Annotated in this window: 10 protein-coding genes; 5 read left to right on the forward strand and 5 right to left on the reverse strand. The window is 58.0% G+C overall.

From position 1 onward, the window contains the following. Nucleotides 1-160: 160 nt before the first annotated feature. From FHT84_RS26835 to FHT84_RS26850, 4 genes are all read left to right on the forward strand, one after another. On the forward strand, nucleotides 161-970 hold the full coding sequence (locus tag FHT84_RS26835; protein WP_183765121.1) for a transketolase: 810 nt from the start codon (nucleotides 161-163) through the stop codon (nucleotides 968-970). Beyond that, on the forward strand, nucleotides 970-1926 hold the full coding sequence (locus FHT84_RS26840; RefSeq protein WP_112342951.1) for a transketolase family protein: 957 nt from the start codon (nucleotides 970-972) through the stop codon (nucleotides 1924-1926). Before FHT84_RS26835 ends, FHT84_RS26840 begins: the two co-directional genes overlap by 1 nt. Nucleotides 1927-2103: 177 nt before the next feature. Next, the gene (locus FHT84_RS26845; RefSeq protein ID WP_112342952.1) at nucleotides 2104-3570 is read left to right on the forward strand and encodes an FGGY-family carbohydrate kinase; all 1467 of its coding nucleotides are present in this window, start codon (nucleotides 2104-2106) and stop codon (nucleotides 3568-3570) included. A 21-nt stretch (nucleotides 3571-3591) separates the two neighbouring features. Then, a complete protein-coding gene (locus FHT84_RS26850; protein WP_112342953.1) occupies nucleotides 3592-4545 on the forward strand; it encodes a sugar-binding transcriptional regulator in 954 nt (317 codons plus the stop codon). Nucleotides 4546-4773: 228 nt separating this feature from the next. Here FHT84_RS26850 and ugpC read toward each other — a convergent pair whose 3' ends face one another. The 5 genes from ugpC to FHT84_RS26875 form a co-directional block, all read right to left on the reverse strand. Then, on the reverse strand, nucleotides 4774-5880 hold the full coding sequence (ugpC, locus tag FHT84_RS26855; RefSeq protein WP_112342954.1) for a sn-glycerol-3-phosphate ABC transporter ATP-binding protein UgpC: 1107 nt from the start codon (nucleotides 5878-5880) through the stop codon (nucleotides 4774-4776). Nucleotides 5881-5889: 9 nt separating this feature from the next. Next, nucleotides 5890-7833, reverse strand: coding sequence for a beta-L-arabinofuranosidase domain-containing protein (locus tag FHT84_RS26860; RefSeq protein WP_183765119.1), 1944 nt, complete (start codon nucleotides 7831-7833; stop codon nucleotides 5890-5892). A gap of 28 nt (nucleotides 7834-7861) precedes the next feature. After that, nucleotides 7862-8731 carry a carbohydrate ABC transporter permease gene (locus FHT84_RS26865; RefSeq protein ID WP_112342956.1) on the reverse strand — a complete coding sequence of 290 codons (870 nt, stop codon included), beginning with the start codon at nucleotides 8729-8731 and terminating at the stop codon, nucleotides 7862-7864. Next, the gene (locus tag FHT84_RS26870; RefSeq protein WP_112343069.1) at nucleotides 8731-9615 is read right to left on the reverse strand and encodes a sugar ABC transporter permease; all 885 of its coding nucleotides are present in this window, start codon (nucleotides 9613-9615) and stop codon (nucleotides 8731-8733) included. Before FHT84_RS26870 ends, FHT84_RS26865 begins: the two co-directional genes overlap by 1 nt. Before the next feature lie 123 nt (nucleotides 9616-9738). Then, nucleotides 9739-10986 carry a sugar ABC transporter substrate-binding protein gene (locus tag FHT84_RS26875; RefSeq protein WP_183765116.1) on the reverse strand — a complete coding sequence of 416 codons (1248 nt, stop codon included), beginning with the start codon at nucleotides 10984-10986 and terminating at the stop codon, nucleotides 9739-9741. 196 nt (nucleotides 10987-11182) lie between these two features. On the opposite strand from FHT84_RS26875, the gene FHT84_RS26880 reads away from it, so the two are divergent. After that, complete coding sequence (locus FHT84_RS26880) at nucleotides 11183-12178, forward strand: LacI family DNA-binding transcriptional regulator (RefSeq protein ID WP_112342958.1); 996 nt, start codon at nucleotides 11183-11185, stop codon at nucleotides 12176-12178. Nucleotides 12179-12872: the final 694 nt, after the last annotated feature.

Consider the following 12872-nt stretch of genomic DNA (forward strand, 5'->3'; position numbering starts at 1 on the left):
TTTATTCACACATGCTGGAAAATGCATTACCAACTCACCTTGGCGCTGTCAACCGAGTCTTTTCGGCCTGTTTTGACAACAACTCATCCACGGGGGCTTGACTAACGACCCTCCTGTGCAAAAATATAAATAGATGAATATTTATGCACAAGAGGAAATGATGGAGCCTTCCGAACTTGAACGCGTTGCTCGGCAGATACGTCTGCGAGACCTCCAGGCAGTCTACGAGGCAGGGGCCGGACATATCGGCGGCGAGATGTCCGTAATCGATCTCCTGACCGCGCTGTATTTCCGCGTGCTGCGTATCTGGCCGAATCAGCCGAAACATCCCGATCGGGACAGGTTTGTGCTTTCGAAGGGGCATACTGCATGCGCGCTCTATGTCACTCTGGCGAAACGCGGCTTCATTCCGGAAGACGAGATTTCAACGTTCCTGAAGCCGCATTCGCGGCTCAATGGCCACCCCAATTGCAACAAGGTGCCGGGCGTCGAAACCAATACTGGTCCTCTCGGGCACGGCCTGCCGGTTGCGGTTGGCATGGCCAAGGCGGCGAAACTGTCGGGCGCCGGCTACCATACCTACGTGATCACCGGCGACGGCGAGATGCAGGAGGGCTCCAACTGGGAGGCGATCATGGCCGCGGCGCAGTTCCGGCTTGATAACCTCACCCTGATCGTCGACCACAACCGTTTCCAGCAGGGAGCGGCACTTTCGGATACGAACGACATCGCGCCGCTTCGCCCGAAGCTCGAAGCCTTTGGCTGGGACGTCAGCGAAATCGACGGCAACAACATGCATGAGGTCGTCCCGGCGCTCGAGCGCCGAAGCGATCGTCCCCACTGCATTGTGGCCCACACCAACAAGGGACACGGAATCTCTTTCATGCAGGACCGCGTCGACTGGCACCACAAGGTTCCGAACAAGGAACAGTACGAAGTCGCATTGGCAGAATTGTCGGAGGCACTTTAATGAACGCGCCCGTGAATGCACCCAAGCTCCATGACTGCCGCGACGCTTTCGCATCGACGCTCGAACGCCTTGCCGCCGAGAACGAAACGATCGTCGCGGTCTGCAACGATTCGGTCGGCTCTTCGAAGCTCGGCGGCTTCAAGTCGAAGTTTCCCGACCGCCTGGTCAATGTCGGCATTGCCGAGCAAAACATGGTCGGCGTCGGCGCGGGCCTCGCCAATGGCGGACGCCTCCCCTATGTCTGCGGCGCCTCGCCATTCCTCACAGGTAGATCGTTAGAGCAGATCAAGGCCGACATCTCCTACTCGAATGCCAACGTCAAGCTCGTCGGTATTTCCTCCGGCATGGCCTATGGGGAGCTCGGCCCGACCCATCACTCCATCGAGGATTTCGCCTGGACGCGCGTTCTGCCCAACCTTCCCGTGATCGCGCCATGCGATCGCATCGAGACGGCGGCTGCGGTGGAATGGGCGGCAAACTACAATGGCCCGTGCTTCCTGCGCCTGTCGCGGGTCGGCGTGCCCGACCTTCTGCCGGAAGGGCACAAGTTCGAACTTGGAAAGGCCAATCTCCTGCGTGAAGGTTCCGATGTCACGCTCATCGCAAACGGAACGCTGACCCATCGGATGATGAAAGCAGCAGATATTCTCGCGCAGCGCGGCATCAAGGCCAGGGTGCTCAATCTCGCCACGGTTCGCCCGATCGACGAGGATACCATCATTGCGGCCGCGAAAGAAACCGGCGCGATCGTGACGGCGGAAGAGCATTCGATCTTTGGTGGGCTGGGATCGGCAGTGGCTGAGGTCGTCGTTGACAATGCCCCGGTCCCGATGGCGCGCCTCGGCGTTCCCGGCATCTATGCGCCGACCGGCTCGGCCGAATTCCTGCTCGACGAATTCGGCATGGCTCCGTCAGCTATTGCAGATGCGGCGCAAGCCCTTATCAAGCGCAAATAGACGAACAGCACGCATTGGAACCGAGGCGGATTGCCGCCCGTCCCTGTCATTAGAGCCGGATGATTTTAGCTCGAATCGAGCTAAAATCTGAACCCGCTCTGAAATCAAAGAAGTAGACCATGATGTCGTCCGAAAGCCGCTCAGACTTTTCGGCACCATGCTCCGGTGGAGGATATGATGCGGGCCATTCTGGCAATCGACCAGGGAACCACCAATTCGAAGGCGGTACTGGTCTCCGAGAACGGAGACATCATTGCCAGAGGCTCGGCTCCGGTAGGCATCTCCTATCCGCAGCCCGGCTGGGTCGAGCAGGATCCCGATCGGATTTACGCATCCGTCTGTGAAGCGATCGCACTATGCCTGCAAGTCGCGCCTGGCGCGACAATCGAAGCGATAGCGATCTCCAACCAGCGAGAATCCGTCACCATTTGGGATGCCGAAACGGGCAAGGCGCTCGGACCGGTCTTGAGCTGGCAATGCCGGCGCACGGCGCCGGACTGCGAGCGTCTCATCGCCGATGGACATTTCAAGCGCGTCGAGGCGCTGACCGGCCTCCCCCTTGATCCTATGTTTCCCGGCCCGAAATTCCGATGGCTTCTCGATCGGGTGGCGCATAGGAAAAAGGTCCGCATCGGCACGATTGACAGCTGGCTTATTCATTGTCTTACCGGTGGCCGCAAGCATGTCTGCGACGCCTCGAACGCCGCGCGAAGCCAGTTGTTCGACCTTGAGGCCCAAGCCTGGAGCGAAGAACTGGGCGCGATTTTCGGGGTCGATATCCGGCTCCTTCCGGACGTGCTCGACAGCTCCTCGGACTTCGGAACCACACGTGACCTTCCCGGCCTTCCGGACGGCACGCCGATCAGATCGGCCGTCGGGGACAGTCATGCGGCTTTGTTTGGCCACGGAGCCTTCAAGCCAGGCGATGGCAAGGCGACCTTCGGAACGGGGTCTTCGGTCATGACCACCCTTCCGCGCTTCATTGCGCCGCGCAACGGCATCACCACGACCGTCGCCTGGCGCATCGCCGGACAACCGACCTTCGCATTCGAAGGCAATATCCTCGTATGCGCTGCGAGCCTGCCATGGATGGCCGGCATCCTGGGTCTTCCGGACGTTGGCTCCCTTGTAGACCTAGCGGCAACCGCCGAGCCCGATGGCCCGGGCTTCGTGCCCGCTTTCGTAGGTTTGGGCGCACCTTACTGGAATTCCGACGCCCGCGCCCTTTTCTCGCAGATCAACTTCAGCACAACTCGCGCGCAGATGGCGCGCTCGGTTACCGACTCGGTCGCTTTCCAGGTTCATGACGTGATTGCGGCGATGCGGGCACAGAGCGGTGGTGATCTCGGCACGCTTTATGTCGACGGCGGCCCTAGCCAGAACCGCTTTCTCATGCAGTGCGTGTCAAACCTGGTGAAGCACGCTGTCATCCAGTGCGAGGCACCGGAAGCATCGGCGCTCGGAGCGGCTTATCTTGCAGGCCTTTCGATCGGCCTGTGGCCGGATCTCGATGCCATCGCGGCGCTTCCGAGAAACAATACGATCATCGAGCCGGAGAGCATCGACGGTCCAGCCCTTCTGAACAGGTGGAATGATGCGCTGGCCCGCTCGACGTTGCGCACAACTCCGGTTAAAGGTGAATAAAAATTCACCCCGGGATCAACGATGGCTCGCCTTAACGAACTCCGCCTCATCTCAAGAGTTGCCCAGATGTACCACATAGAGGGCAAGCGGCAGGCGGACATCGCGCAGCACCTTCGCCTGTCGCAGGCAACCGTGTCGCGAATGCTGAAGCGGGCCGAGGCGGAGGACATCGTGCGCACGAGCGTGATCCCGCCCGTGGGCACCTATAGCGAACTCGAAGGAGCCTTGCGCGCGAAGTACGGTCTTCCGGAAGCCATCGTCGTCGAATGCACCGAGGACCGCGACGGCGCCATCATGGCGCGGATCGGCGAAGCTGCTGCTCATCTTCTGGAAGTGACACTTGCACCCGGCGAGATCATCGGCGTCTCCAGCTGGAGCCAAACCATTTTCAAGATGGTGGAAAACATCCATCCCCAGAAGAGCGCCCAGGCCAAATATGTCGTCCAGACGCTTGGCGGGATGGGCGACCCGTCGGTCCAGACGCATGCCACCCAGCTGACCACTCGCCTTGCACGGCTGACCGGCGCCGAGCCGAAGCTTCTTCCGGTACAAGGTGTTACGACCTCACGCGAGGCCAAGCTTTTGATGCAAGCAGATCCGTTCGTACGGGAGACCATGGATCTTTTCGGCAGCATCACCCTCGCCATCGTCGGTATCGGCGCCGTCGAGCCATCGGAACTGCTGGCAAGATCCGGCAATATCTTCTCGTCGCGAGAGCTCGCCGATCTTGCCGAGGCAGGGGCAGTCGGCGATATATCGCTGCGGTTCTTCAACAAGGACGGCAAACCTGTCAAAACGCCGCTCGACGAGCGCGTGATCGGCTTCCCGCTAGAAGATCTCGAACGGGTCGATCGGGTCATCGCGCTTGCCGGCGGAGCGAAGAAGACCGCAGCAATCGCCGGCGCCCTAAGGATCGGAGTTATCGATACGCTGATAACGGACAAATTCAGCGCCGAGCGCCTGATCGAACTCTAGGCAACGACCGACAGATTGGGCTATCTCATTCTACTGATCCCATGCTGGGAGGCCCCCGCGTGCCGATCCCGAGGAGAAGCGAGGGCCTGCGAGCGACGTCAAACTACCGAGAAGCCGAAAGCTCAAAAGCGCTTGACTTCAACACGCCGAATAGAGAAGAGCCACAATTCTCGCGTTGCAAAAATTGTCACGACGCATGCCGCATCGACGACGCGTTCGACCACCTGGTCATACCTTTGCAACCAACAAAGCCGCTCCTGTTTCCACATCGAACAAATGCATCTGGTTCATGTTGAACGACAGCGGCATCGTCGTCTGTGGTTTAGGTTTGCTCTCCGGGTCGATGCAGGCGCATAGATTGGCATCGCCGATGGAAAAATAAACCATAGTTTCCGGACCAAGGGGTTCGACCAGATTAATCCTAGCCTCAACGTCTGCCAAACCTGGGCGCTGCTGACGATCGCAGATTGATTCCGGCCTTATGCCGAACACAACCGACTTCCCGGCATGGCGGGCGCACTCGTTGACGCGCGCGTCTGGAACGGCCAGCGAAGTACCATCTTCCAGAACGACCACAAGTCCGCGGCCCCTCGACGCCAATAGCGCCGGAAGGAAGTTCATCGCTGGCGAACCGATAAAACCAGCAACAAATTGGCTAACCGGACGATGATAGAGTTCCTGCGGAGGTCCCGCCTGCTCGATCAGGCCGCCATTCATCACGACGACACGATCAGCCATCGTCATTGCTTCCACCTGATCATGGGTGACATAGACCGTCGTCGTCGGCAGCAACTGATGCAAGCGTTTGATTTCCGTGCGCATCTGAACGCGCAATTTCGCATCGAGGTTGGAGAGCGGTTCGTCGAAGAGAAAGACCTTGGGATTGCGCACGATGGCGCGACCCATCGCGACGCGCTGGCGCTGTCCACCTGAAAGCTGGCCTGGCCGGCGGTCGAGGAGTTCGTGAATATGCAACGTCTCGGCCGCACGCTGGATGCGGGTGTCGATCTCGCCCTTGGCGAGCTTCTGCTGCTCAAGGCAAAAGGAGATGTTTTCCCTGACGGTCATATGCGGATAGAGCGCATAGTTCTGGAACACCATGGCGATATCGCGCTTACCGGGACCAAGACGGTTCACGACCTGATCGCCGATGACGATATCGCCGGAGGTGATATGCTCCAGGCCTGCGATCATGCGCAGTGTCGTCGACTTGCCGCAGCCGGACGGACCGACGAAGACAACGAATTCATTGTCTTCGATTTCCAGGTTGATACCACGAACGGCTTCATAGATGCCGTATGATTTGACGAGGTTTTTCAGCTCCAGTCGTGCCATGATGCGCTCCTATATTTCCTGCAGCCAGATCGCCATCGCGCCGGCCTCGCGATTGGCCCAGAGATGATACGGGATTGCCCGGAAAGGCCTCGCCTTCAGCGCTGGTGGCAAGATCCGGTAAAGAGAATTGGCCCAATCCGCGGTATCGGCCTCGAGCGCCGTTCCCTCGAGGACGGCAGCACCACCGAGCAGTGCCGCGTCGTACCGGACACTGAGCTCCGCGGACGCTTGAAGACGAAGTCGTTGAGGCTCGCTTCCAATATCAGTCTCTTCAACGCAGTAGACGACTGGCCCGCGTCTAAGGGCGACACGACCGCCGTTCTCAGAGACCGCGGGATGGGCGTACAGGCGGTCGACCGGCATTGACAGGGCGATACGCACTTCATCACCATTGCGCCATTCCCGATCAAGTGCCGCATAGCCTTTGAAAGTGCAGGCGTCCAAGGCGATCACTTCGCTGTTGACTGACACCGAAGCCTCCCGGCACCAGGAAGGAATTCTCAAGCGCATGATGAAACTGGTCGGTTGGTCGATCGAAACCTGGAGCCTGATGTCGCCGTCCCATGGATAATTCGTATCCTGGCGCAGTCGCAGCAAGCGCTCGCCAAATGAAAGCTCCGCTACGTTCGTACCATAGAGATGAACGGCAAGCTCACCCGGCTTCGTGGAATAGAAATATTGTCCGAGCGAGGTGATGAAGCGGGCGATATTCGTTGGGCAGCACGGGCAATAATGCCATTTCCAGCGGCGGTGCTGCCCATGACTTTCAAGCACATTCTCATAGAAATAGTGCTCGCCGTCCCGCGCGATGCCCGAAAGAGCGCCATTGAAAAGAACCGTTTCAAGCTTGTCGGTGAACTTGCCGTCGAGATCGGTCTGGGCCATGCGATGGCTCCAGAAGCCAAGGGCGACCGCAGCGCAGGTCTCGGCATAGGCCGTTTCATTCGGCAAGTCGAATTCTCTGGTGAATCCCTCGTTCGAGGCAGACGGGCCGAGACCGCCGGTGACATAGAGCTGCCTTCCGGTCAAATTGTCGAAGAGCTTGTCGCAGGCGTCCTTCAGGCTCCGATCGTTATTCTCGTAGGCAAGGTCCGACATTGCCGAAAACAGATACATGGCGCGGACGGCGTGGCCGACGACCTGTTCCTGCTGACGCACGGGCATATGCGCCTGGCTATAGGCGTAGGTCTGGTAGACGTAGTCTTCCGGACGCTCACCGCGCTTGATCGCCTCCTCATCATAATAGGACGGCATCTGTCCTCTTTCATCAACGAAATAGCTGGCAAGCTTCAGATGTCGTGGGTCCTTAGTGACGCGATAGAGCTTGACGAGCGCAAGCTCGATCTCCTCATGTGCATCATAGCCACGCAGCTTGCCGGGCTCGCGTCCAAACGTATCGATAATATGATCGACAGCGCGGATCATCACGTCGAGGAAGCGGCGCTTGCCGGTTGCTTCGAAGTATGCGACGGCGCCTTCCAGAAGGTGACCCATTGAATACATCTCATGCAGGTCGCGCAGGTTCGTCCAACGCTTGTCCGGCTCCCGGCGGATGAACCAACTGTTCAGATAGCCGTCCGCCATCTGGCCCTGTTCGAGCTTTTCTACGATGGCGTCGATCTTGGTTTCCAGGTCAGGATTGGGATGCGCCCTCAAGGTATAGCTTGCGGCCTCGATCCATTTTCCAAAATCGGAATCGAAGAAGTGCTGCATAGACAGCCCGCTCGGCTGGATTGGCCTGGCGAGAGGGCCGGCTGGTTTGTCGAAGTCGAGGACTTCAAGGAAGCCCTCCTCTTTGAGCCGCTTGTGTTGGGTCGGAATGGTGACGTCGCGCACCGTTTCCGTCCAACCCTTCCAGAAGCCGCCATCGAAGGTGACGCGGGAATGGTCGACGGGCACAAAGCGCTCTGTTTCCGGCGCCGGATTGGATTGCTTGAGGGAGGACGAAGACATGGGAACTCCTTGGGCGGCAAGGCCGCCGTCATTTCACGGCGCCGGCGGTAAGGCCGCGCACGTAGTAGCGTTGCAAGAGTAGGAAGAGAACGATGCAGGGGACCATCGTGACGGCGATGCCGGCCTGAAGCGCGCCCCAGTCGATGATGCCGTAGATGCCGGAGGAGACGTTGACCAGCATGATCGGCAACGTGAACTTGTTCTGATCGGAGAGAAAGATCAGTGCTGCCAGGAATTCGTTCCACGAGTTCAGGAAAGCAAACATAGCAACGGTCGCAATACCGGGAAGTGCGATCGGCAGCATGATGCGCCGCAAAATGGTCCCTTGCGATGCTCCATCGATGCGCGCTGCTTCGATTAGTGCCTTGGGCACCGCATCGAAGGCATTCCGCATCATGAAGACTGAGAAGGGCAGCTGGAACGTAACGTAGATCAGCACCAGCCCGAAGAGGCTGTTCTGGAGGCGAGCCACTTTCAGAATGAGGAAAAGCGGCGTCAGAATCGATTGAAACGGGATCATCATCGTCGCCATGATCAGCGCGAAGAGCACCCCCTGCCCCGGAAAGCGAAATTTCGAGAAGCCGTAGCCCGCCGGAACGGAGACCGTGACCGTCAGCAGCACCGTGCCGGCGGCGATCAGGACCGAATTGCTGGCATACACGTACCAACCAGCGCCGACATGTTCGAGGCGGCGATAGTTCTCCAGCGAAAAGGCTTTCGAGAACAGCACAGTCGGATTGGCAAGGGCCTCGGCTGCCGGCTTGAACGAATTGGCAAAAGACCAGACGATCGGCATCACGAAGAAGAGCGCGAAGGCGACCGATAGCAGGATGAAGGCGGCGTAGCTCAGCCGCTCGACGGTAGGCTTGGGCTGCGGCGTGTAATTTAGACGGTCCATCAGCCCTCCTCCGGACGCTGTCGCAGAAAGACGAACTGAACCGTACTGATTGCGACGAGAACGATCAGCAGCGAAAGCGAGATCGCCGAACCATAGCCGAGGCGATAGGACGAGAAGGACGCAAGATAGATCGAAAAAACCGCGGAGATCGTGCTGTTGGACGGTCCGCCCTGTGTGATGATGAAGAACTGGTCGAAGGCAAGCATCGACGAGGTGACATTGAGCACGAGAGCGAGCACCACGGAGTTGCGCATCAATGGCAGGGTGATACGGCGAAAGCGGCTCAAGACGCTGGCCCCATCGATTTTCGCCGCCTCGATCACGTCTGTGGAGATGCTTTGCAGGCCGGTCAGCAAGATGATCATCGTAAAACCGGACGTCTTCCAGACCACCATCAGGATGATGACGGCAAGTGCCGGCCAGAAACTTTCGAGCGGTCGCGGCGCACTATCGACCAGACCGACGGCGCGTAGAACCTGAGCAAAGACGCCATTATCGGGATTGAGGAGCCACATCCACAAAGTCGATGCCGCGCCAAAGCCGATAACGACCGGCATGAAGTAGATCGTGCGGAAGAAACCGGCAATGCGAAGAGGGCGATCAACCAGGAGCGCCAACGGAAAGGCGACCAAAAAAATCGCTATAGTGACCAACAGCGTATAAAGCAACGTAAAGCCGAGGGAATGCCATAGCTGGGCATCACCCAGAAGCTCGGCATAATTGGCAAGCCCGATGAATTTCGCCCGACCAAGAAGTGGCCAGTTATAGAAACTCATCCATACCGTCATGATCAGCGGCACGAGGAAGAGTAAAACGATGAACAGGAAACCCGGCAGGATGAAGGCAAGGCCAAGCCAGCCTTTCGGCTCTGGCTCACCATGCATGACGGCAGGCTTCCTGCCGCGACGCAGCGACAGGCTCACGGCACCGCTCCTTTTTCTTGATCCGTCGAAAGGGTGTGGAGGCAAAGCGTCACGGGACGCCTTGCCGTTGGTCAACCAGGAGAGTTAGTTCGGATTGGTTCGCTCGAGGATGCGGGAAAAGTCCGCCTGGGCCTTGGCGATCGTGCCGTCGACATCCTCGCCAAAAATGGTTCCCTGGATCAGATTGAGGAACGGGCCGGTGCGGCTAACGAAAAGCTCATCGGACGAGAAAGTGTAGGGCGTGCGTGCCTTGGTCAGCACGTCATAGGCGACGAGGTTGCGCTTGTCGAACTTGGCATAGGCCTCGTTCGCAAGGTTGGTTCTGGAAGGCATGCCCGATTCCTGGGTGATGTAGACTTGCTGCTCGGGCTGCATGTAAAAGTTGACGAAGTCGAGGGCGACTTTCTTCTTGTCACCGCTGATGCCTTTCATCAGCGCCAGTGCGTCGCCGCCAGCAAAGCTTGACGCGCCGCCCTTCGGTCCGGGAATAGGCGCGACGTTGAACTTGACGTCCGGATACTTGCTCGTCAGCAGATTGACGATGTAGGAGCCGGTCATGAGAATGCCGACCTTGCCGGATGCGAAGGCTTCCACCGCATTGTTGCCGTTGCCCGACCTCGACGTCGGGTGGATTGCACCAGCCTTTGCCATGTCGCGATAGGCAGCAATGGTGTCGCGCAGGGCGGGAGTATCGACCGTAGCCGTGCGACCGTCTTCGCTGAGGATGTCGGCTCCTGCCGCCCAAAGATGGGGCAGGAAGTCATAAATGAGCCAGCTGCCGGAATTTGCGACGAAGTAAAAACCGTAGGTGTCGTTGCCAAGCGCGGTAATCTTCTTTGCATCCGCGGCGATTTCTTCAAGCGAAGCAGGCGCCTTCTTCGCGTCAAGACCAGCCTTGGTGAATAGATCTGTGTTATAGGCGATGATCGAGGCGTCCGGCAGGGCCGGCACGCCATAGATCTTGCCGCCATAGGTCGCAAGGCGTACGTGCGAAGGGCTAAGGGCGGACGCATAGGGCAGGCTCTTGACGAAATCGGTGATATCCTCAAGGCTGTCCGCGGCAGCAAAGGTCGGAAGGTAGATCAAATCGAGCACGGCGCCATCCGGCGCCGCACTGCCAGCGATCGCGGCTCCAAGTTTCGGCACCATCTGTTCGGCGGTAATCTGCGTGACGTTCACCTTGTCGACATGGGTCGCATTATACTTGTCGGCCAATCCCTGAAGCACCGCACCCGAAGAGGTGCGCACCCACAGGGTGATGTCGGTCGCATTGGCTAGCGTCGCACTTGCCATCAATGCGATCGCAGAAATCGTCAACTTTAACTTGAACATGGAAGTTCCCCTTTTCCTTGTCGCCAACAGCCTGCAGATGGCGTGATCGAAACGTTAGTGGACATCCTTTTCGATGTCGACAGTCTGTATACAGGTTTTTGGAAGGAATCTGATAAAACCTTTTAACGTCACGATTATTTCTGCTAAAAGGTTTTATCTGCAGTTTTCAAAAGAACCGATTCGAGCCGAGAGAAAAATGCACCGACAGACTATTCGGGATGTTGCCAGGGCAGCGGGTGTCAGCATTTCGACCGCTTCAAATGCATTGAACGGCACCGGACGAACGAATGCGGAAACGGTAGAACGCGTTAAACGTGTGGCCGAGGAGATCGGGTTCAGGCCGAACGCGCTTGCGCGTGGGCTCTTGACCAAGCGCAGTCACGCCATTGGCATGCTGACGAACGATACCTATGGCAGGCTGACACTTCCGATGGCCGCAGGCGTTTCGGAAGTGCTTGTCGATCACGGTCTGTCCGTCTTTCTCTGCGCGACAAACAACGACCCGCGCCTTGCTCGATTGCATCTCGAAACGCTCCTGGACAGGCAGGTGGACGGCATCATCTTCACGGCAACCCGCCTTGACCTGAAACCGCCGCCAGAGCTTGCAAAGCTCTCGATACCCGTCGTCTATGCTTTTGCCGAGGGTCCAGAAAACAGTATCAGCTTCTTTCCCGACGATGCCCAAGGTGCTCGCCTTGCGGTCGAGCATCTACAGGCTTTGGGCCATTCGCGGATCGCGCACATAACCGGACCAGAGGATTACCTTGCGGTGCGCGTCCGCGCGAAGGCCTATCGCGACTGTGTCGGCCCTGGCGCCGTAGTCCTTTATGGAGACTGGTCAGAAGAATGGGGCCACGAAGCCATCGAGCAGATATTGTCGCGCGGCGGTGATTGGCCCGACGCCGTATTTTGCGGGAACGATGAAATTGCCCGTGGCGTAATCGACGCATTGCGTGACAAGAATCTCACCGTCCCGGGAGACATCGCGGTCGTCGGCTTCGATAACTGGGAAGTCATTTCTCGGCAAACCAGACCGCCACTGACCACGATCGATATGGAATTGAAGGAGATCGGGCACAGTGCCGGTCTCACCATCCTAAGTCTCACAAGAGGCGAAACCGTTCCCGCAGGAATTACGCGCCTGCCATGCCGACTGGTTGTGCGCCAATCCAGCGGTGGCCAAACTGACTAAACTTGTGATCGGTCAAGCCAGCACCAGACCGTCAGTCTCAATCAGGTCGAGTCTGGCTGCCGAAACTGGCGCTCTTGATGGGATCAGAACCGTCGACGCGCTGAGGTGAGAGAGCTAAGCGCTGTATTATGAGGAACTATCGTCAGCCTTAACCGCGTTCGCGTAGAAGCCGCTGGCCAGGAAGCGGAACCACTCGATAGCGGCTCCACGAGTTATTTTTAGCCCGGATATACCGACCTCAGACCGTTTCAAGAAAGGTGCTGCCTATGACGGATCCGGTCCAGACGGTGGGAAGTTCTTCGGACAATGACCTCACCATTTCATTTCATGGCACTGCAAGACGCCCTTAATGGTATCCGTGTGAAGTCGATGGCGGCTAATCTGGCATGGCATATAACCATCGAAGACGTGTTCATCAAGGCTCTCCGTGGAGCGGTGTCCCAGCGCTGTTCCTTTGAGATCGATCAATACTTGTTCACTTCTCTCGCCAGAAGGAGAGGATGCAAGTGCTGGCAGTGAATAATCAAGCCGCCAGGGAATTGATCATCAAGCCAATTCCAACAAACAGGGCGAAGAGCAATATGTCAGCGAGCAATCGCCGGAGAATGCTATAAGGAGTATAACGCAAGCGTCGGATGTAATCTTCGCGGTGGCCTTTCATGCACTTCACCTCACAACATCGCATCTGATTTTT

Source organism: Rhizobium sp. BK289, assembly GCF_014193575.1.
Lineage (GTDB): Bacteria > Pseudomonadota > Alphaproteobacteria > Rhizobiales > Rhizobiaceae > Rhizobium > Rhizobium tropici_C.

Excerpts from the sequence above, each read along its gene's own strand:
- FHT84_RS26850 (WP_112342953.1), top strand. The coding sequence starts at position 3,592 with ATGGCTCGCCTTAACGAACTCCGCCTCATCTCAAGAGTTGCCCAGATG.
- FHT84_RS26865 (WP_112342956.1), bottom strand. The coding sequence starts at position 8,731 with ATGGACCGTCTAAATTACACGCCGCAGCCCAAGCCTACCGTCGAGCGG.
- FHT84_RS26880 (WP_112342958.1), top strand. The coding sequence starts at position 11,183 with ATGCACCGACAGACTATTCGGGATGTTGCCAGGGCAGCGGGTGTCAGC.
- FHT84_RS26875 (WP_183765116.1), bottom strand. The coding sequence starts at position 10,986 with ATGTTCAAGTTAAAGTTGACGATTTCTGCGATCGCATTGATGGCAAGT.
- FHT84_RS26840 (WP_112342951.1), top strand. The coding sequence starts at position 970 with ATGAACGCGCCCGTGAATGCACCCAAGCTCCATGACTGCCGCGACGCT.
- ugpC (WP_112342954.1), bottom strand. The coding sequence starts at position 5,880 with ATGGCACGACTGGAGCTGAAAAACCTCGTCAAATCATACGGCATCTAT.
- FHT84_RS26860 (WP_183765119.1), bottom strand. The coding sequence starts at position 7,833 with ATGTCTTCGTCCTCCCTCAAGCAATCCAATCCGGCGCCGGAAACAGAG.
- FHT84_RS26870 (WP_112343069.1), bottom strand. The coding sequence starts at position 9,615 with ATGCATGGTGAGCCAGAGCCGAAAGGCTGGCTTGGCCTTGCCTTCATC.
- FHT84_RS26835 (WP_183765121.1), top strand. The coding sequence starts at position 161 with ATGGAGCCTTCCGAACTTGAACGCGTTGCTCGGCAGATACGTCTGCGA.
- FHT84_RS26845 (WP_112342952.1), top strand. The coding sequence starts at position 2,104 with ATGCGGGCCATTCTGGCAATCGACCAGGGAACCACCAATTCGAAGGCG.